Raw genomic sequence first — 18,042 nt, 5'->3', positions numbered from 1 at the left:
CGCTCGGTCAGCCCGCAGCCGGGACGGTCGTCGGCACCCGCACCACGAACGTCGTGCCCTGGCCCTGGACCGAGTGCACCTCGATCGAGCCGCCGAGCCTGGCCAGGATCCGCTGCGAGATGGCCAGTCCCATGCCGCTCCCCGGCACCCCGCGGGCGAGCGGGTCGCTCGACCGGCTGAACATGTCGAAGACCGTGCTCTGCTCGTCCTCGGGGATCCCGATGCCATCGTCGGAGCACGAGAACACCACGACGTCGCCGACCTGGCTGAGCGACAACCGGACCCGGCCGCCCGGGAGGCTGAACTTCACCGCGTTGGCCACGAGGTTCACCAGCACCCGCGAGAGGGCGTCCACGTCGAGCGGGACCACCAGCTCGGCGGGCGCGTCGACGTCGAAGCCGATCCCGCGCAGCTGAGCCTCGGGCTCGGCGTGCCGGCAGGCGTCGCGCAGGACCACCGCGAGGTCGCCCTCGCTGTGCGCGCCTCCGATCAACCCCTCCTCGGCCCGGGCCAGGGCCAGCAGGTCGTCCACCAGACCGGAGAGCCGCAGCGCACTGCGCCGGATGGCATCGACGGGGTGGTGGCTGGCGTCCTCCGGGCGCGTGCCGGAGGCCAGCAGCTCGGTGTTGAGGGTGATCGCGGTCAGCGGGGTCTTCAGGTCGTGGGTGATCGACACCACGAGCTCGCGGCGGTAGGCGTCGAGCTCGCGCAGCTCCTCGACCAGCGCCCGGTCACGCCTGCGCCCCTCCAGATGGCCCACGACCGTGGCCATCTGCCGCCCCAGACGTCGTACGACGTCCCGCTCGGCGAGGGTCCAGGGCCGGTCCTCCCCACGCAGGATCAGCAGCGCCCCGCGCAGCTCGTTCCCGCTGCCCACGGCGGCGAGCAGCGCCTGCTGCTGGTCGACCAGGGCGGCCAGGCGTCCGAGAAGGGGAGCGTCCTGCTGGGTGAGGGTCAGGTCGTCGCGCCAGCAGTCGGCCACCATCGGCTCGATCAGGGTGCAGATGTCGGGACCCAGCCGCGAGGCGGCCTCGGGCGGGTGGCAGGCCGCCTCCGCGTGCACGCCCGCCGCGATCTCGACGCACGCCCAGCCCACCCGGGCGTCCAGCATCTCGGTCAGACCCGTCGAGACCTCGTGCAGCACGGCGTCGAGGTCCGGCTGCTGGCCGGCACTGTGCAGGAGCTCCTCGGCGGCGAACGCCAGTCGGAGCTGCTCGGTCAGCAGCGCCTCGATGCCCTGGTGCTGCAGGGCCAGCCGGAGCTGCTCGGCGTACCCCTCGAGCAGCTCGCAGACGACGGGCGAGAGCCCGACCGGGTCGGCGACCCCCTCCACGGAGATCGCGCCGACGAGCCGGCCCGATCTGGTGCGCAGCGGCATCAGCAGGCCCCCCTCCCCCTCGGGGAGGTGCGAGCCGGCCGGCAGCGCGACCGGCCCTGTGCCACGACGGGTCACGATGTGGGAGCCACGTGGCTCACCGTCGGCAACCCCGGCGTCGAGGTCGGACGAGTGCCAGCGGGCGCCGAGCAGCTCGGTGAGGTCGGCGGCGGCGCCCTCGGCCGCGACGACCTCGAGCCAGTCGGTCCCCAGGGCGCGGCTCACCAGCACGGCACGTGCGCCGGCCGTCTTCCGCACTCCCCCGGCGATCCGGTCGATGTCGTCCCGGCGTCCGTCGACGCCGTCTCGGATGTCATCCCCGTTGCCGGTGCGAGTGCGACCCTCGGGTCGCTCCCCCACCGCTGAACCTCGTTCGTGTCGTCCGCAGCCCCCCGGTCGCGGTGCACGAAGACTAGTTGAGCGACGGGCGGCGCGTGGGGAAATCGTCCGGTTGGGTGACCGGTGCTGCGCAGACCTGGTGGCGACACACGTACGCCGCAGGAAGACCGCCGACCGCGTCGCGGCCCAGGAGGAGCGGGATGTCGTCACGCGGACCGTCGGCGACGACCACCACGGCCCCCGGCCAGGAGCGGGCCCGGTGCTCGAGCGCGTCCCGCGCTGGACCGACCGGTCCGACCACGGCGATCTCGGGCGCCCCGTCCGCATCGGCCTGGGCGGCGGCCAGCGACCACCCCGCGAAACGCGGGGCCCGCGTGGCCAGCAGGCCGACGGTGGAGATGGCCTCGTCGGCAGCGTCGCGCCAGCGGGAGTCGCCGGTCAGCGCGTGCGCGGCGATCAGTGCGTGGATGGTCGCCGAGGTGCCCGAGGGGCTCGCGTTGTCGCCGGGGTCCCGCGGCCGGGAGACCAGCCGCTCGCCGTCCGAGGGGGTGTCGAAGAACCCGCCGTCATCCGCACGGAACAGCTCCAGGGCCCGGTCGAGCAGCGCCGTCGCGTGGTCGAGCCACTCGGCCTCGCCGCCGACACCGCACAGCGCGAGGAAGCCACCGGCCACCGCCCCGTAGTCCTCGAGCACGCCACCCGGGGCGCCGGCCCGGCCGTCGCGCGAGACCCGGCGGAGGCGACCGTCGACCAGGTGAGCGTCGACCAGCAACCGGCCCGCCTCCAGCGCTGCGTCGACGTACTCCTCCCGGCCGAGCAGGCGACCGGCGTCGCACAGGCCGGCGATCGCCAGCCCGTTCCAGGCGGCCACGACCTTGTCGTCGCGGGCGGGCCGGACCCGCGTCTCGCGGGCGGCCAGCAACCGGACCCGGACGTCGTCGAAGCGGGCCCAGTCGTCCGGGTCGCGGGGCAGCTGCAGCGTGGACGTGCCGTGCTCGAAGGTGCCGTTGACGTCGAACAGGTCGGTGGCCCAGCGTCCGTCGTCGGTGCCGAGGACCTCCTCGAGCTGCCCCGGCGTCCAGACGTAGAAGCGGCCCTCCTCCCCCTCGCTGTCGGCGTCGAGCGCCGAGGCGAGCCCACCTTCGGGGGTGCGCAGCTCGCGCAGCAGGAAGTCCGCGGTGCCGCGGGCGACCCGCCCGCCCAGCGCTCCCCCGCTGCGGGCGTAGAGGCCGACCAGCTGGGCGTTGTCGTAGAGCATCTTCTCGAAGTGCGGCACCACCCAGCCGGCATCGACGCTGTACCGGGCGAAGCCACCGCCGAGCTGGTCGTGGAGGCCGCCGCGGGCCATCGCCTCGAGCGTCCGGTCGAGCATCCGGCGCGCCCGCTCGTCGGCAGGTCGGCGACGCAGGAACTCCAGCACCATGCTGGGCGGGAACTTCGGGGCACCGCCGAAGCCCCCTCGGTCCTCGTCGAAGTCGTCAGCCAGGGTGGCGACGGCGGCGTCGAGATCGGCCTCGGTCAGCGGAGTCCCCGCGGCGGAGACCTGACGGGCGAGGTGCTCGCGCAGCTGCCCGGCGACCCGTCGTACGTCGTCCTGGCGGTCGCGCCAGGCCTCGCCGACCGCGGTCAGCACCTGGCGCAGCGACGGCTGGCCGCCGCGGGGTCGGTCGGGGAAGTAGGTGCCGGCGAAGAAGGGGCTGCCCTCGTGATCGAGCACGACGGTCATCGGCCAGCCGCCGTGTCCGGTCATCGCCACCGTGGCCTCCATGTAGACCGCGTCGACATCCGGGCGTTCCTCGCGGTCGACCTTGACGCAGACGAAGTCGGCGTTGAGCTGCGCGGCCGTCGCGTCGTCCTCGAACGACTCGTGGGCCATCACGTGGCACCAGTGGCAGGCGGCGTAGCCCACGCTCAGGAAGATCGGTACGCCGCGCTGCCGGGCCTCGGCGAAGGCGTCGTCGCCCCACTCGCGCCAGTCGACCGGGTTGTCGACGTGCTGGAGCAGATAGGGGCTCGTCGCCGTCGCCAGCCGGTTCGCCATGGTCTCCATGCAACACCCCCGTAGGAGCGCCGGACCACGGCGGGTGCGGTCAGGAGTCGTCGGAGGGTGGCGGGACCAGCCGCAGCGGAGGCGCCCCGCCGTCGCCCGGGTCCGGGCCTTCCGGCTGCAGCTCCACCGTGCCGGCCCCGGTCCCGGAGGCCACGCCGGCCGCGGCCGCAGCGGCCTCGAGGGTGCTGAACGAGCCGATCCAGTCGCCGTCCACCAGCACGTTGAAGGAGATCGACGACGGCGCAGACGGGTGCCAGCCCTCGATCACGAGGACCCGACCCGACCCGTCGACCCAGCGCCGCGGGTTGCGGTTGACGTCCTTCAGCATGCGCGTGCCCCCTACCCCTGGAAGCAGACTAGGACCTGACGAGGTGGCCCGGAGGTGGTTTCGCCGTGCTGGACGTCACGCCCGCACGGTGCCCGGAGCGCGGTCCTGGGACCGGCGAACGGCCGAGTTCGCCCCTCGCCCAGCGTTTCGGTCGGAGCCGACGCGAGGCGTTGTGCTGCACTACGGGCAGACGAGCTCCCACCAGGAGGCGAGATGGCGCAGGTGACCGTGGCCGACGACGTGCTCAGTGCCCAACCGGGCACCGTGCGGGAGATGGACGTCACCCAGCTGGTGGAGCACGGAGTCGAGGAGTGGGTCATCGACCACTGGCTGGGCGACCTTCGGTTCCTCGTCTCCCTCGGCAGCCCCTCCGGGTCGTCTGGAGGCACCGCGGGACTCGATGCCGTGGTCGACGCCGTCCGGGCCGCGGCGGAGCGGTTCTGGCTCGTCGACGAGTCGGGGCACGAGCACCCCGACCTGTCGAGCACGCCGGACGCCGACTCCCGCACCCCCGACCAGGTGGTAGGGCCCCTGCGCCTGGGATCGGGGGTCGTGGTGGCCACGGGGACCAAGGACGGGGTCACCGTGCCCATGGGTGAGGCCCTGGTGTCCATCCTGCGCGAGGAGCTCGGACGTCTCGAGGTCGACGTCCACGTCACCTGCCTGCCGGAGGACGTCGGGCTCGACGACCTGGTCCCGTTCGACACGGCGCCTGCCCCCGAGCCGACCGAGCGTGCAGCCGGACCTGCGCAGAAGTTCTGGTACGTCGCTCGACCGGTCGCGCGGAGGGGGCGAGGGGCCCGGGCCTTCGACCGTCACTTCCTGACCCCCGACCTCTCCTGGTCGCCGGACCAGGAGGACGGGATCAGCTTCGACGAGGCCGATCGGGACGTCGCCGTCCGGCTGGTGATGCGCCTGCGCGCCGACGACGACGGCCAGGAGGGAGAGGTCCTGGCCCTGCTCCTGGGCGCGACCAGTGAGCGGCCTCGGCCACTGCTGCCGGCGGACCCCGACCGGGACCCGGGCGAGTAGCCCGCACGCTGGGCTCGCCGGGCGACCCGTCCTGGGCCCGGCTCAGGCCTGGGCGATCGCGGCGACCTGCGCCGAGGTGAGGGTGACCAGCTCGGCGGGCGCGAGCTCGACGTCGAGGCCTCGCCGGCCGGCCGAGACCAGCACGGTCTCGTGTCCGAGCGCGGACGCGTCGAGCACGGTGGGGTGCGGCCGCTTCTGGCCGAGCGGCGAGATGCCGCCGACGACGTAGCCCGTGGCGCGCTCGGCGGCCCCGGGGTCCGCCATCGCCGCCCTGCGGGCACCCAGCGCCCGTGCCAGCGCCTTGAGGTCCAGCAGGCCGGAGACCGGGACCACGGCGACCACCAGCCGTCCGTCGGCGTCGGCCACCAGGGTCTTGAAGACCCGCGCCTCGGGGATGCCGAGGACCTGCGCCGCCTCGACGCCGTACGACGTGGCCCGCGGGTCGTGCTCGTAGGGGTGCAGCACGAAGTCGACGCCGGCCTGCTCCAGGGCCCGGATCGCGGCGGTCGCGCCGGAGGGTCGGGGGCGGCGCGGCATGGGCCGACCCTACGGCGCGTGCCGACCGGGGTGGTTGAATTCCAACGTGGACGCCGAGGCCTGGGACGAGCGCTACCGCAGCACCGACCTGATCTGGTCGGCCGGGCCCAACCAGTTCGTCGAGGCCGAGCTGTCGGACCTTCCGGTGGGCCGCGCGGTGGACCTCGCCGCCGGCGAGGGCCGCAACGCGATCTGGCTGGCCCGGCAGGGCTGGCAGGTGACCGCGGTCGACTTCTCCCAGGTGGCGCTCGACAAGGGTCGCGAGATCGCCGGCGACCTGCCGGTGCAGTGGGTGTGCGCCGACGCGACCACCTGGCGCAAGGACGCGTCGTACGACGTGAGCGTGCTGGCCTACCTCCAGCTCCCCGCCGCCGAGCGACGAGCCGCCCATCGCAACGCGTTCGCTGCGCTCCGGCCCGGCGGGACGCTGCTGGTGCTGGCGCACGACTCCACCAACCTCGCCGAGGGCGTCGGCGGACCCCAGGATCCCGAGGTCCTGCTGACGGCCGACGACGTGCTCGCCGACCTCGACGGCACGTCGTACGACGTGGTGCGGGCGGAGCGCGTGGCCCGCGAGGTGGCGCAGGCCGACGGCGGCTCTCGGACGGCGTACGACGCGCTGGTCCGGGTGGTCCGTCGTGCCTAGGCCGCCCGCGTGACCCCGACGCAGCTGCGCGCCTTCGCCTGCGTGGTCCGCCTCGGTTCGGTCAAGGCCGCCGCGCAGGAGCTGCACGTCAGCGAGGCCGCGGTGTCGATGCACGTCGCGCAGCTGCGCAAGGAGTTCGACGACGTCCTCTTCAAGCGGACGTCGTCCGGTCTCGCCTTCACCCCGGGCGGACTGCGCCTGGCCAGCCGGGCCGTCGAGATCCTGGGGCTCCAGGACCGCACCCTGCTCGAGGTCAGCCAGGCCGGGCACGGCAAGCGGGTGCTGCGGGTCGCGGCCTCCAACCTGTTCGCCGAGCACGCGGCACCGGGGTTGATCGACCTGTTCGCGTCGCGGGCCGACGACCTCCAGGTCGAGCTGAGCGTCCGGGCGGCGGCGCGGCTGCCGAGCCTGCTCGCGAGCCGTGCGGTGGACGTGGCGATCGGCCCGGCGTCGAGCTCACCGGTGCCCTCGCTGGCCCTGAAGCCGTTCCTCAACTACGAGGTCGTGGCCGTCGTCCGCCGTGACCACCCGCTGGCCGGAGCCCCCGTGACCGCCGAGCGGGTACGCCGGCTGGCCTGGTGTCTGGGACCGTCGGCGGCCGAGGCCGAGGGCGTCGTGCCCGCGATGCTGCACCGGATCGGCGTACCCGAGAAGCAGCAGCAGATCTTCCAGAGCGATGCCGCGGCCCTCGAGGAGACGCGGGGCAGCGACGGCGTCGCCCTGGCCGTGAAGTTCTCGGTCGCCGGCGACCTGGCCGCCGAACGGCTCGTGGTGCTGTCAGGCCCGGGGCTGCGGGCCCAGGACAGCTGGGTGGCGATGGCGCTGCCGGAGCACGCGCAGACACCCGCAGCCTCCGAGCTGCTGCGCTTCATCACCACGCCCCGGGCGACGCAGGCGATGGTGCGCGGCGCCGGGGTCAACCTCGGGCGCTTCCGCCCCGCGGTCTACGTCACCCTCTGGAGCTGACCGCCCCGGCCGCGAGGGGCCTAGAGCTTCGAGAGCTTGTGGTACGGGCTGGTGATCCGGAGCTTGTGCGTCTTGAAGTCGACGGTCACCGCGTGCGCCTCGACGTTGGTCACCCGACCCATCCCGTGGGAGTCGTGGGAGACGAGGTCACTGACCTCGAACGTCTCGATCGTCGGCTCGGGATCGGGCTGGAAGGGGCTGCTGGCGAGATGCCGCCGTGCCCCGCTTGAGGTAGCCATCACTGCCAGTCTCCTCCTTCCGCGGCCGTTACGCGAACCGACGGGCCGAAAAGTCCGACTCAGGGGTGAACAGCAGGGGCCGCCGCCGACGACGACCGGCTAGCGCTCGCGCTTGAACGGGCCGATGCCGAGCATCCGGCCGAGCCGGTCCACGAGCGAGCCGGAGGCCTTGGCCCGGTAGGTGACCGACCCGTCGGGCTCGGGCAGGGCGGCCACCTGCTCGGAGGTGAGGGTGGTCCGCACGTACGTCGTGAAGATCGCGCCGACGTGGTCGGCGTCCACGAACCGCGTGCCCTGCTCGGTCGCGACCACGATGCCGTCGAAGACGTCGACCTGCTTGACGGTGAGCACGGCGGCAACCGTGCCGAAGGTCTCGCCCTCGCCGGTCTGCACCGGAGTGCCCGCGGTCAGGGTCGTGTAGGCGATCGGGTCGGCTGCCTCGGTCATGGCACTAGCCTACGTTCGGCATCGGGACGGAGGTGGCCGAGCGGTGGCAGATCCGAGCCTGCTCGCGGTCTTCGCGCACCCCGACGACGAGTCGCTGGCGGCGGGCGGGCTGCTGGCCCGGCAGGCGGCCGCGGGTGGGCTCGCCCGGGTGGTGACCGCCACCTGGGCCGCCGACTCGTCCCGCTCCCGCGAGCTGGCCGCGGCGCTGCGGGTCCTCGGCGCCGGCCGGCCCCGGATGCTCGGCTACGCAGACGCCCGGGTGCCGGAGTCGGCCCCCGGGTGCGCGCGGCTGATCGACACTCCGCTCGACGAGGCCGTGGGGCGGCTGGTCGCCCACGTCCGTGAGCTGCGGCCCGACCTCGTGGTCACCCACGACGCGTACGGCGGGCTGACCGGCCACCCCGACCACGTCCACACCCACCGGATCACGATGCTCGCCGTCGAGGCCGCCGGGCTGGAGCTGCTCTACCCGGAGTCCGGACCGCCCTGGCGACCGCGAGAGGTCTGGCTGGCCACCCATCCCCGCTCGGCGCTGCCGGCCCTCCGCGAGATCGTCGGCGCGGTCAAGGCGGCGTACACGATGCCCGACGACGAGGTCACCCTGCGCCTCGACGTCGGCCCCTGGCTGGAGCAGAAGGTCGCGGCCGTGCTCGCCCACGCCTCCGAGGTCGCGCGGGGCGCCCTGCCGGGGCTGGTGGCCGGGTTGTCGCCGGCGGCGCGAACCGCCCTGCTCGGCACCGAGTGGTACGTGCGTTCGGGCCCTCGCACCCCGTTGACGGGCGAGGCCACCGGCGGGGACGTCGGCGCGGCCTAGGCTCGGGGTGTGCCGGACGCGACCACGCAGTGGCAGGACAAGCTCGACCGGACCGGCCGGGTCGAGCTCCGTGCGCCCCTGGCCCTGGCGGCGGCCCCCGTGGTCGCGGGCCTCGTGCTGGTCGCGATCTGGGTGCGCGCGGTGGTCGCGCACGGGCTCTCGGCAGGCAACACGTGGTTCCTGGTCGTCGTCGCCGTCGGGGCCGTCGTGCTGGTACGGCGCCTCGGCCGGCGTACGTGGATGACGGTCTCCCACGAGGGCGTGGGAGACGGCGCCGGAGTCGTGATCCCCTTCGACCGGATCACCGAGGTGCGGACCACCAGGAACAGCCTGACCATCCACCACGACGGCACCGTGCCCGGGCGGAGACGGGTCGGAGGCCGGCTCGCGGAGCGACAGGAGTGGACGCTGCTGCAGGCGCCGGCCTTCCCCCCGGTCGACACCGGCGACCTGGCCACCTGGCTGCTCCGGCTCGGGGCGGGGCCCGACGCCCCGGTGGAGGTCGAGGGCGGGAAGGTCGCAGCCGTCTACCGCCTGCGCGACCGCACGTGAGCCGCGCTCGGCGCCCAACCAGAGCGCCGGGCCCGGCCGGCAGTGTCGGACCACGTGGCAGCCTCGTCGGGGCGGGTTGCCGGTTCGGCTGACACGGACGTCCGGGTTGCCGATGATGTGACGATGCGTTGGCGACTCGGGCACCGGCCGGGCCTGGACGGCCTGCGCGGGGTGGCGATCGCCCTGGTGCTCCTGGACCACGGCCGGGTGCCGTGGAGCGGCACCGCGGGGCGGGTCGGCGTCACCGTCTTCTTCGTGCTCTCCGGCTTCCTGATCACGACCCTGCTCGTCGAGGAGCGGGGCCGCACGGGGCGGATCTCGGTACGCGGCTTCTACGCCCGCCGCCTGCGGCGGCTCGCGCCGGCGTTCCTGGTGTCGACCGGTGTCATCTGCCTGCTCGCGCTGGTCGTCCGCAACCCCGGCTTCCTGACCACGAAGGACGCCGTCCTGGCCGTCTCGTACGTCGGGAACTGGTACCCGGCGTTGATGAGCCACCCACGACCCGGCGCCCTGGGTGTGCTGACCGGGACCTGGTCGCTGGCGGTCGAGGAGCAGTTCTATCTCCTCTGGCCGGTGCTGGTCATCGTGGCCCTGTCTCGCGGGCGCCGGTTCCTCGCGGCCGTCAGCGTCATCGGGGCCGTTCTCTCGCTGGCGACCCATGTCGCCCTCACCGTGCACGGCGCCAGTGAGCTCCGGGTCTACTCGGGGACCGACGTCAACGCCTTCGCCCTCCTGGTCGGGGCGGTGATCGCCGTCGCCCTGACCACCACCGGCCGGCGGCCGGATGCGCCGTTCCCGGTGGTCCCCGCGGTGGCCGCTGCTGCGTGCCTCGTGCTGGCGGTGCCGATGGTGAACTGGCTGGCCCAGCAGGTCGTCACGGTCGCGGCCACGGGAGCGCTGGTCTGGGTCGTGGCCGGGGCCGAGACCGGCGTACCGGTGCTGTCGGCGCCGTGGTTGCGGTGGCTGGGGCGACGGTCCTACGGGATCTACCTGTGGAACTGCCCGATCGCGGTGACGGTCTACTTCACCTCGATGGCGTGGCCGCTCGCGCTGGTGGTCGTGACCGTGCCGGCGCTGGTGCTGGCCGAGCTCTCCTGGCGCTACGTGGAGGAGCCGTTCCTGCGACGGCCCGAGCGCGACACCGACGACGTGCTCGTCGGCGACCCCGTCAGCGCGGTTCAGACCCCGCGGCCGCTGCCCGCCGGCTGACCGCCGGCGATCGCGTCGAACACCTCGGGGAGCGCGGAGAGCCGGTCGGCGGGGAGGAACGCGTCGCAGTAGGGCAGGGCCGCCGCCATCGAGCCCACGAGCGGCTGGAAACCGCTGGCCGCGGCGCGCGGGTTGAGCCAGACGACCCGCCGCGCGCGGCGGGCGGCGCGGGCCATCGCTGCGGCCAGCGCCTCGGGAGGGTCGCTGTCCCAGCCGTCGGAGGCGATCACCAGGACACCGCCGCGGACGGCGTTCCCGTGCCGGGAGGCCAGCAGCTCGGAGAGGCTGGCGGCCAGGTGGGTCCCGCCGTACCGGTCGACGACCTCCTCGCCGGCCCGGGCCACGGCGACCGACGCGGAGTGGTGCGAGAGGGCCGGGGTCAGGCGGGTCAGCGACGTGGAGAAGGCGAAGGTCTCGGCGCGACGGGTGCGGGCGAAGGCCCGCATCAGATGGAGGTAGGCGCTCGACCAGCTCTGCATCGACTGGCTCACGTCGACCAGCAGGGTCACGGTGAGCGGGCGTCGTACCGGATGGTGGTGCTTGAGCTCGAAGGGCTCCCAGCCGGTCCGTCGTGAGGCGGCGATCGTCTCCCGCATCGCGACCCGCTGCCCTCCGCCGCGGACCTGGGTGCGTCGGCTCCGCCGGGTCGGCCAGCGGTGCGCGGACGCCTCCAGCCAGCGGCCGAGCAGGGCCAGCTGGTCGGGGTCGAGCTCGTCGAGCGGCGTCTCGGACAGCGCGGCGACCGCACTCGGCAACGGCTCGGGGAGCCGGCGCACCTCGTCGGACCCGTCGTCGGCGGACGGCTCCGTCCGGGGCAGCGTGTGCCACGGCAGCGACGAACCGAGGTCGTCCCCCCGGGCCTCGAGCGCCATCGACCGCAGCACGTCGTCCTTGCTCTCGGGCTGGTCACGCGGGCTGCGCCGGGCGTGCGGGTCGACCGGCAGCAGCGCGTCGCGGAACGCCGCGTCGAAGACCTTCTCGAACGCCGGCAGCTCCTCGTGCCGGAAGACCAGGGTGAGCCGGCCCAGCCAGTAGAGCTCGTCCACCGTCGCCGGGGGCGCCGCGCCGAGCGCGTCGGCGAAGGTGGTCATCGAGGTCAGCGTCACGGGCACCCCGGCCCGCCGCAGCCGGTCGCCCAGGGCAGCGACCAGGGCGGCCCGGTCCACGCCGCCGAGCAGGGCGCCGCCAGCAGTCGTGCCCGCCACAGCCGTCAGCCGAACGCGTAGGTCTCGAGCGAGCCGACGACCAGGTCGCGGTCGTCCGGAGTCTTCACCAGCGCCCCGAGGGTGGGTACGACGACCTCCCGGACCAGCTCGGTGGCGCCCAGGGCCGAGAGCGCCGCGACCCAGTTGATCGCCTCGGCCACCCCCGGCGGCTTGTCCACCTCGAGCGCCCGGACGTGGCCGACGAAGCGCGCGGCGGACTCGATCAGCGGCACGCCGGCCGACGGCGAGGTGCGGCGCAGGATGCTGACCACCCGCGCCGCCTCCGGGAACTCCAGCCAGTGGTAGAGGCAGCGCCGCCGCAGCGCGTCGTGGAGCTCGCGGCTGCGGTTGGAGGTCAGCACCACGATCGGCGGCTTCACCGCGGTGAACGTGCCCAGCTCCGGGACCGTCACCGAGCCCTCGCCGAGCGCCTCCAGCAGCAGCGCCTCGAACTCGTCGTCGGCGCGGTCCACCTCGTCGATCAGCAGCACCGGCGGCTGCGGGCCGGTGTGCCGCACGCACCGCAGGATCGGCCGCTCGACCAGGAACTCCTCACTGAACAGCTCGGCCTCGGTCAGCCGCTCGTGCTGCGACTCGGCGAGCCGGATCGCCAGGAGCTGGCGCTGGTGGTTCCAGTCGTAGAGCGCCTCGCTCGCGGTCAGGCCTTCGTAGCACTGCAGCCGCACCAGCGGGGCACCCAGCACCCGGGCCAGGGTCTGGGCCGCCGCGGTCTTGCCCACGCCCGGCTCGCCCTCGAGCAGCAGCGGCAGGCCGAGCTCGAGGGTCAGGAACAGCGCCGTAGCCATCCCCTCGTCGGCGAGGTAGCCCTCCTCGTCGAAGCGACGTCGCAGGTCTCCCGCGGTCAGCCGGGCGGCCCCGTCCGCGCTCACTCGGCCTCCCTCAGCAGTGCCTGGTAGTCCTCCCACGTGTCGACGTCACGGGGTACGGCGCCGGGCACCTGCACCCGGACCACGTCCGCGCCGGCTTCACCGGCGTCCACGAGCTTCCAGACAGCCTTGTCGCCGTGCAGCCCGCGCAGCGTCTCCCACATGCTCCGATCGAACCACAGCGGGTGACCGAGACCGTCGTCGTAGGAGCAGACGCCGACCTCGTGGCACCGGCTCCCCGCGACCAGGGCGACGATCGCGTCGACGGTGACCCCCGGCTGGTCGCCGAGCAACAGCACGAGTCCGTGCATCGCAGGGTGCACGTGGTCGAGTCCGGACCGGATCGACGTGGCACAGCCGTCGGCGAAGTCCGGGTTGACCACGACGTCGAGGTCGCCCAGGTCGAGCCGGTCGCGCACCTGGTCGGCCGCGCCGCCCAGCGCGACCACGACCTGCTCGAAGCCGGCGGCCCGGACCGTGGCCAGGGTGGCGTCGAGCAGGGTCCCCCCTCGGTAGTCCAGCAGCTGCTTGGGTGTGCCGAGACGCCGCGAGGCGCCGGCGGCCAGCACCAGGGCGGCCACACCGTCGTGCAGGCCGTCGCTCACGACGCGTGGTCCGCCAGGAAGGTGTCGCGGCAGCCCGGCATGCAGAACCAGTGGTCCAGGCCGTCGACCACCGCGTGCGCGGTGTCCGGCCCGACGGTCACGGTCATCCCGCAGACCGGGTCGATCGCCGTCGTCGGCGCAGCGGCTATGACCGCGTCGAGCGCCGGGCCGGCCAGTCCTCCGACCCGGATCTCGCGGACCACCTCGGCCAGGATCGACAGCGCGACCTCGGGAGCCGTGCGCGCTCCGATGTCCAGCCCGACGTGGACGTGCACCCGAGCCGCCTGGTCGGGCGAGAGGGCGAGCTCGTCGAGCAGCGCCTGCCCGCGGGTCCGGCTGCAGACGACGCCGACGAACCCGACGTCGGCGTCGAGGGCCCGGCGTACGGCGCCCGGCTCGTCGCCGCCGTGGCTCGAGACCAGGACCACGGTGGCCCCCACCGGAGCCGCGTCCGCGGGCGCCCGCTCCACCACGAAACCGAGCGCAGGCGCCAGTGACGCCACCGCCTCGGCGGTCGGCGACGAGCCGACCAGGTGCAGTCGGGGGGACGGCAGCAGCGGCTCGAGGTAGATCTCCAAGGCTCCTCCGGACAGGCAGGGGTTGACGACGACCGTGGCCCCGGGTGAGTCGGGGAAGGCCGCACTGTCGTCCGGCAGCACCCGCAGCAGCAGGCTCTCCCCCGAGCTGAGCGCGCCGAGGGCAGCGGTCCGCACCGAGCCCGCGGCGCACTGGCCACCGACGAAGCCCTCCATCGAGCCGTCGGCCAGGATGATCGCCCGGTCGCCGGGCCGCGCCGAGTTCGCCCCCTGCGCCCGGACCACCGTGGCCTGGACGAACGGCACCCCCGAGCGGGTCAGCTCGTCGGCCCGCCCGGCGATCGTCTGGGCGATGCTGCTCGTCATCGTGCTCCTCAGATCGGCGGCGTCGCGTTGCCCTGCATCGCGTCCCAGACCCGTGACGGCGTCAGCGGCATGTCGGCGTGCCGGACCCCGAAGGGCTTGAGCGCGTCGATCACGGCGTTGACCACGGCCGGCGGCGAGCCGACGGTCGCGGACTCACCGACGCCCTTGGCCCCGATCGGGTGGTGCGGTGAGGGGGTCACGGTGTGCCCGGTCTCCCAGTGCGGCACCTCGAGGGCGGTCGGGATCAGGTAGTCCATCAGCGAGCCGGCCGTGCAGTTGCCGTCCTCGTCGAAGGAGATCATCTCCATCAGCGCCATGCCCACGCCGTCGGTGAGACCGCCGTGGACCTGGCCCTCGATGATCATCGGGTTGATCCGGGTGCCGCAGTCGTCGACCGCCACGAACCGGCGGACCTTCACCACGGCGGTGCCCGGGTCGATGTCGACCACGCAGATGTAGGCGCCGAACGGGTAGGTGAGGTTCTCCGGGTTGTAGCAGATCTGGGCCTCGAGACCGCCCTCGATGCCCTCGGGGAGGTCGCCCGCGCCGTGCGCCCGCATCGCGATGTCCTGGATCGTCACCGACCGGGTCGGGTCGCCCTTCACGGCGAACGAGCCCTTCTGCCACTCGAGGTCGGTCACCGACACCTCGAGCATCCCCGAGGCGATGATCTGCGCCTTGTCGCGGACCTTCCGGGCCACCAGCGCGGCCGCGGCACCCGACACCGGCGTCGACCGGCTGCCGTAGGTGCCCAGGCCGAAGGGCGTCTGGTCGGTGTCGCCGTTGATCACCTGGATGTCGGCGGGCGGGATGCCGATCTCCTCGGCGATGATCTGGGCGAACGTCGTCTCGTGCCCCTGGCCCTGGCTCATGCAGGACAGCCGGACCGCGGCCTTGCCGGTCGGGTGCACCCGGAGCTCCGCGCCGTCGGCCATGCCGAGGCCGAGGATGTCCATGTCCTTGCGGGGCCCGGCGCCGACGGCCTCGGTGAAGAACGCGACGCCGATGCCCATCAGCTCGCCGTTGGCGCGCTTCTCCGCCTGCTCGCGCCGCAGCTCGTCGTACCCCGCGATGTCGAGGGCCACGTCGAGCGCCCGTTCGTACTCACCGGAGTCGTAGACCCAGCCGGTCTTGGTCGTGTAGGGGAACTGGTCGGGCTGGATGAAGTTCTTCCGGCGCAGCTCGACCGGGTCCATCTCCAGGTCGTGGGCCAGGCAGTCCACGATCCGCTCGACGAGGTAGACCGCCTCGGTGATCCGGAACGAGCACGCGTAGGCGACGCCGCCCGGGGCCTTGTTGGTGTAGACCGCCGTCATCGAGCAGTACGCCGCCTCGAGGTCGTAGCTGCCGGTGAACACCCCGAAGAAGCCGGCGGGGTACTTGATCGGAGCCGCGGTGCCGTTGAAGGCGCCGTGGTCGGCGATCACGTGGGTGCGGATCGCGAGGATCTTGCCCTCCTTGGTGGCCGCGATCTCGCCGCGCATGATGTAGTCGCGGGCGAAGCCGGTGGACACGAGGTTCTCCGAGCGGTCCTCCATCCACTTCACGGGCTTGCCGATCACCAGCGACGCGACGATCGCGCAGACGTAGCCGGGGTAGATCGGCACCTTGTTGCCGAACCCGCCGCCGATGTCGGGCGCGATCACCCGGATCTTGTGCTCGGGCAGCCCGGACACCAGGGCGTAGACGGTGCGGTGGGCGTGCGGCGCCTGGCTGGTCGTCCAGAGCGTCAGCTGGCCGCCGACCCGCTCGTAGTCGGCCACGCAGCCACAGGTCTCCATCGGCGCCGGGTGGACGCGCGGGTAGACGATGTCCTCGGAGACGACGACATCGGCCCGGGCGAAGACCGCGTCGGTCTCCTCCTTGTTGCCGGTCTCCCAGTCGAAGCAGTGGTTGTCGGTCTTGCCCTCGAGGTCGGTGCGGATGATCGGCGCGTCGGGCGCGAGCGCCGTACGCACGTCGACGACCGGCTTGAGGATGTCGTACTCGACCTCGATCAGCTCCAGCGCGTCGCGGGCGGAGTAGCGGTCCTCGGCGACGACGAACGCGACCTCCTGGCCCTGGAAGCGCACCTTGTCGGTGGCCAGCACCGCCTGGACGTCGTTGGACAGGGTCGGCATCCAGGCCAGGCCCTTCTCGGCCAGGTCGGCACCGGTGATCACGGCCTTGACCTTGGGATGGGCCTGGGCAGCTGTCACGTCGATGCTGACGATGTTCGCGTGCGCCACCGGCGACCTCAGGATCGCGAGGTGGAGCATCCCCTTGAGCTGGATGTCGTCGACGTACTTGCCCATGCCGCGGATGAAACGGGGGTCCTCCTTGCGCAGCATCCGGCCGTGGCCCATCGGCGTGTGGTCGTTGTCGACCTTGTCCAGGTCCTCGCGCTCCGCGGGCGCGAAACCGGCGCCCGTCTCCACGGTCGTCATGACTCGCTCCCCACGGTCTCGGCCCGGTCGGCGGACTCCTTGTTGGCCGCCCACTGCACCGACCGCACGATCGTCGTGTAGCCGGTGCACCGGCAGATCTGGCCCGAGATGGCCTCGCGGATGGTGTCCTCCGACGGGTCCGGGTCGCGGTCGAGCAGCGCCCGCGCGGTCATCAGCATGCCCGGGGTGCAGAACCCGCACTGGAGGCCGTGGCACTGCATGAAGCCCTCCTGCACGGGGTCGAGCACACCCTCCTGCTCCAGCCCCTCCACGGTGCGGACCTCATGGCCGCCGGCCATCGCGGCCAGCACCGTGCAGCTCTTCACCGGCTCACCGTCGAGCCAGGTGACGCAGGTGCCGCAGTTGCTGGTGTCGCAGCCCCAGTGGGTGCCGGTCAGCCCGAGCTCGTCGCGGAGGAAGTGGACCAGCAGCATCCGCCCCTCGATCTCACGCGTCACGGTCTCGCCGTTGACGGTCATGGTCACCTGCATCAGCTGTTTCCTCCGCTTGTGGCGTCGTCGCCGGCGATCCCGGCCTGGATGCGGTCGACGGCGGTGCGCAGGGTACGGCGCGTGAGCTCGTCGGCCAGGTGGCGCTTGTAGTCGGCGGTGCCGCGGTTGTCGCTGACCGGTGAGCAGCTCTGCGCGGCGATGGCACCGGCCCGGGCGAACAGCTCGTCGGACGGCGCCTGACCCCGCAGGGCCTCGGAGATCGCCGGGATGCCGGTCGTGTTCGGGCCGACGGCGGCCAGCCCGACGCGGGCGTCGGAGATGCTGTCGCCGTCCATCCAGACCGCTGCTCCGACCGAGGTCACCGCCCAGTCACCGGCCCGGCGCTCGACCTTCGCGTAGGCGCTGGAGCCGCCGGCGCGCACCGGGATCCGGACCTCGGTGAGCATCTCGGCATCGCCGACCGCGGTCTCGTAGGGCCCGCGGTGGAAGTCCTCCATGCTCACCACGCGCTCGCCGGACGAGCTGCGGATCACGCAGCTCGCGTCGAGCGCCGTGCACACGGCGGTGAGGTCCTCCGACGGGTCGGCCTGGCACAGCGAGCCGCCGATCGTGCCACGGTTGCGCACGACCGGGTCGGCGATCACCTGCTCGGCGTCGGCGAAGATCGGGAACAGCGCGGCCAGCTCCGGCGACTCGAGGAGCTCGCGGTGGCGGGTCATGGCACCGATCCGGACCTCGTCGGTGCCGACCCGGACGTAGCCCAGCTCGCCGTGCAGGTCGTTGATGTCGATGACGTACTCGAGGTTCGCCAGGCGCAGCTTCATCATCGGCAGCAGGCTGTGGCCGCCCGCGATCAGGCGGGCCTCCGACCCGAGACGTTCCAGCAGTCCGATGGCGTCCTCGACGCTCGTGGCGCGTTCGTACTCGAACGGGGCGGGGACCTGCATGCGCTACCTCCTGTGACCGCACGTGCCCCCACTGGGTGACGGGGGTCACAGGACTCTCGTCCGCCCCGGGGCGGTCGTCAACGG

General features: G+C 73.3%; 19 protein-coding genes. 6 read left to right on the top strand and 13 right to left on the bottom strand.

Annotated elements, in window-relative coordinates:
- Positions 1–7 precede the first annotated feature (7 nt).
- The 3 genes from E3N83_RS18635 to E3N83_RS18625 are packed head-to-tail and all read right to left on the bottom strand — an operon-like array spanning position 8 to position 4,092.
- Positions 8–1,735 carry a sensor histidine kinase gene (locus E3N83_RS18635; protein ID WP_151084618.1) on the bottom strand — a complete coding sequence of 576 codons (1,728 nt, stop codon included), beginning with the start codon at positions 1,733–1,735 and terminating at the stop codon, positions 8–10.
- 52 nt (positions 1,736–1,787) lie between these two features.
- Positions 1,788–3,764, bottom strand: coding sequence for a thioredoxin domain-containing protein (locus E3N83_RS18630; RefSeq protein WP_238342977.1), 1,977 nt, complete (start codon positions 3,762–3,764; stop codon positions 1,788–1,790).
- 40 nt (positions 3,765–3,804) lie between these two features.
- A complete protein-coding gene (locus E3N83_RS18625) occupies positions 3,805–4,092 on the bottom strand; it encodes a hypothetical protein (RefSeq protein ID WP_151084617.1) in 288 nt (95 codons plus the stop codon).
- A gap of 213 nt (positions 4,093–4,305) precedes the next feature.
- Between E3N83_RS18625 and E3N83_RS18620 the strand changes: the two genes are divergently transcribed.
- Positions 4,306–5,124: a hypothetical protein gene (locus E3N83_RS18620; RefSeq protein WP_151084616.1), complete on the top strand. Its 819-nt coding sequence runs from the start codon at positions 4,306–4,308 to the stop codon at positions 5,122–5,124.
- A 42-nt stretch (positions 5,125–5,166) separates the two neighbouring features.
- On the opposite strand, the gene ybaK is transcribed toward E3N83_RS18620, so the two are convergent.
- On the bottom strand, positions 5,167–5,661 hold the full coding sequence (ybaK, locus tag E3N83_RS18615) for a Cys-tRNA(Pro) deacylase (protein ID WP_151084615.1): 495 nt from the start codon (positions 5,659–5,661) through the stop codon (positions 5,167–5,169).
- Between the two features lie 46 nt (positions 5,662–5,707).
- Between ybaK and E3N83_RS18610 the strand changes: the two genes are divergently transcribed.
- Together E3N83_RS18610 and E3N83_RS18605 are read left to right on the top strand one after the other, a co-directional pair.
- Positions 5,708–6,307 (top strand): class I SAM-dependent methyltransferase, encoded by a 600-nt coding sequence (locus E3N83_RS18610; RefSeq protein WP_191907868.1) that lies wholly within the window; start codon positions 5,708–5,710, stop codon positions 6,305–6,307.
- Positions 6,308–6,316: 9 nt separating this feature from the next.
- Positions 6,317–7,273 (top strand): LysR family transcriptional regulator, encoded by a 957-nt coding sequence (locus E3N83_RS18605; protein WP_151084613.1) that lies wholly within the window; start codon positions 6,317–6,319, stop codon positions 7,271–7,273.
- A gap of 20 nt (positions 7,274–7,293) precedes the next feature.
- Here E3N83_RS18605 and E3N83_RS18600 read toward each other — a convergent pair whose 3' ends face one another.
- Both E3N83_RS18600 and E3N83_RS18595 read right to left on the bottom strand, forming a co-directional pair.
- Complete coding sequence (locus tag E3N83_RS18600; protein ID WP_151084612.1) at positions 7,294–7,512, bottom strand: hypothetical protein; 219 nt, start codon at positions 7,510–7,512, stop codon at positions 7,294–7,296.
- A 99-nt stretch (positions 7,513–7,611) separates the two neighbouring features.
- A complete protein-coding gene (locus E3N83_RS18595; protein WP_151084611.1) occupies positions 7,612–7,959 on the bottom strand; it encodes a hypothetical protein in 348 nt (115 codons plus the stop codon).
- A gap of 43 nt (positions 7,960–8,002) precedes the next feature.
- Between E3N83_RS18595 and E3N83_RS18590 the strand changes: the two genes are divergently transcribed.
- The 3 genes from E3N83_RS18590 to E3N83_RS18580 all read left to right on the top strand — a co-directional run bounded on the left by E3N83_RS18590 (position 8,003) and on the right by E3N83_RS18580 (position 10,534).
- On the top strand, positions 8,003–8,773 hold the full coding sequence (locus E3N83_RS18590) for a PIG-L deacetylase family protein (protein ID WP_151084610.1): 771 nt from the start codon (positions 8,003–8,005) through the stop codon (positions 8,771–8,773).
- A gap of 9 nt (positions 8,774–8,782) precedes the next feature.
- On the top strand, positions 8,783–9,325 hold the full coding sequence (locus E3N83_RS18585; protein WP_151084609.1) for a hypothetical protein: 543 nt from the start codon (positions 8,783–8,785) through the stop codon (positions 9,323–9,325).
- A 123-nt stretch (positions 9,326–9,448) separates the two neighbouring features.
- The gene (locus E3N83_RS18580; protein ID WP_151084608.1) at positions 9,449–10,534 is read left to right on the top strand and encodes an acyltransferase family protein; all 1,086 of its coding nucleotides are present in this window, start codon (positions 9,449–9,451) and stop codon (positions 10,532–10,534) included.
- Here E3N83_RS18580 and E3N83_RS18575 read toward each other — a convergent pair.
- The 7 genes from E3N83_RS18575 to E3N83_RS18545 are packed head-to-tail and all read right to left on the bottom strand — an operon-like array spanning position 10,504 to position 17,958.
- On the bottom strand, positions 10,504–11,739 hold the full coding sequence (locus tag E3N83_RS18575; protein WP_202879271.1) for a vWA domain-containing protein: 1,236 nt from the start codon (positions 11,737–11,739) through the stop codon (positions 10,504–10,506). The two genes, E3N83_RS18580 and E3N83_RS18575, sit on opposite strands and share 31 nt — an antisense overlap.
- A 5-nt stretch (positions 11,740–11,744) precedes the next feature.
- Positions 11,745–12,629, bottom strand: coding sequence for an AAA family ATPase (locus E3N83_RS18570; RefSeq protein ID WP_238342976.1), 885 nt, complete (start codon positions 12,627–12,629; stop codon positions 11,745–11,747).
- Entirely contained in the window at positions 12,626–13,231 is a 606-nt protein-coding gene (locus E3N83_RS18565; RefSeq protein WP_238342975.1) for a nucleotidyltransferase family protein, read from the bottom strand. Before E3N83_RS18565 ends, E3N83_RS18570 begins: the two co-directional genes overlap by 4 nt.
- Positions 13,228–14,133, bottom strand: coding sequence for an XdhC family protein (locus E3N83_RS18560; protein WP_151084607.1), 906 nt, complete (start codon positions 14,131–14,133; stop codon positions 13,228–13,230). The genes E3N83_RS18565 and E3N83_RS18560 overlap by 4 nt, the downstream gene beginning before the upstream one ends.
- 8 nt (positions 14,134–14,141) lie before the next feature.
- A complete protein-coding gene (locus E3N83_RS18555; protein WP_151084606.1) occupies positions 14,142–16,559 on the bottom strand; it encodes an aerobic carbon-monoxide dehydrogenase large subunit in 2,418 nt (805 codons plus the stop codon).
- Positions 16,556–17,050: a (2Fe-2S)-binding protein gene (locus tag E3N83_RS18550; RefSeq protein ID WP_151084605.1), complete on the bottom strand. Its 495-nt coding sequence runs from the start codon at positions 17,048–17,050 to the stop codon at positions 16,556–16,558. The genes E3N83_RS18555 and E3N83_RS18550 overlap by 4 nt, the downstream gene beginning before the upstream one ends.
- Positions 17,050–17,958, bottom strand: coding sequence for an FAD binding domain-containing protein (locus tag E3N83_RS18545; RefSeq protein ID WP_151084604.1), 909 nt, complete (start codon positions 17,956–17,958; stop codon positions 17,050–17,052). The genes E3N83_RS18550 and E3N83_RS18545 overlap by 1 nt, the downstream gene beginning before the upstream one ends.
- Positions 17,959–18,042: the final 84 nt, after the last annotated feature.

The organism is Nocardioides cynanchi, assembly GCF_008761635.1.
In the GTDB taxonomy this organism is placed as follows: domain Bacteria; phylum Actinomycetota; class Actinomycetes; order Propionibacteriales; family Nocardioidaceae; genus Nocardioides; species Nocardioides cynanchi.
Note: the sequence above shows the minus strand (reverse complement) of the source record. Positions and strands in the feature narration are given on the sequence as shown.

What these genes read in the sequence shown, in the direction of transcription:
- E3N83_RS18630 (WP_238342977.1), bottom strand. Translation starts at nt 3,764, where the DNA reads ATGGAGACCATGGCGAACCGGCTGGCGACGGCGACGAGCCCCTATCTG.
- E3N83_RS18625 (WP_151084617.1), bottom strand. Translation starts at nt 4,092, where the DNA reads ATGCTGAAGGACGTCAACCGCAACCCGCGGCGCTGGGTCGACGGGTCG.
- E3N83_RS18620 (WP_151084616.1), top strand. Translation starts at nt 4,306, where the DNA reads ATGGCGCAGGTGACCGTGGCCGACGACGTGCTCAGTGCCCAACCGGGC.
- ybaK (WP_151084615.1), bottom strand. Translation starts at nt 5,661, where the DNA reads ATGCCGCGCCGCCCCCGACCCTCCGGCGCGACCGCCGCGATCCGGGCC.
- E3N83_RS18600 (WP_151084612.1), bottom strand. Translation starts at nt 7,512, where the DNA reads ATGGCTACCTCAAGCGGGGCACGGCGGCATCTCGCCAGCAGCCCCTTC.
- E3N83_RS18595 (WP_151084611.1), bottom strand. Translation starts at nt 7,959, where the DNA reads ATGACCGAGGCAGCCGACCCGATCGCCTACACGACCCTGACCGCGGGC.
- E3N83_RS18580 (WP_151084608.1), top strand. Translation starts at nt 9,449, where the DNA reads ATGCGTTGGCGACTCGGGCACCGGCCGGGCCTGGACGGCCTGCGCGGG.
- E3N83_RS18560 (WP_151084607.1), bottom strand. Translation starts at nt 14,133, where the DNA reads ATGACGAGCAGCATCGCCCAGACGATCGCCGGGCGGGCCGACGAGCTG.
- E3N83_RS18555 (WP_151084606.1), bottom strand. Translation starts at nt 16,559, where the DNA reads ATGACGACCGTGGAGACGGGCGCCGGTTTCGCGCCCGCGGAGCGCGAG.
- E3N83_RS18550 (WP_151084605.1), bottom strand. Translation starts at nt 17,050, where the DNA reads ATGCAGGTGACCATGACCGTCAACGGCGAGACCGTGACGCGTGAGATC.
- E3N83_RS18545 (WP_151084604.1), bottom strand. Translation starts at nt 17,958, where the DNA reads ATGCAGGTCCCCGCCCCGTTCGAGTACGAACGCGCCACGAGCGTCGAG.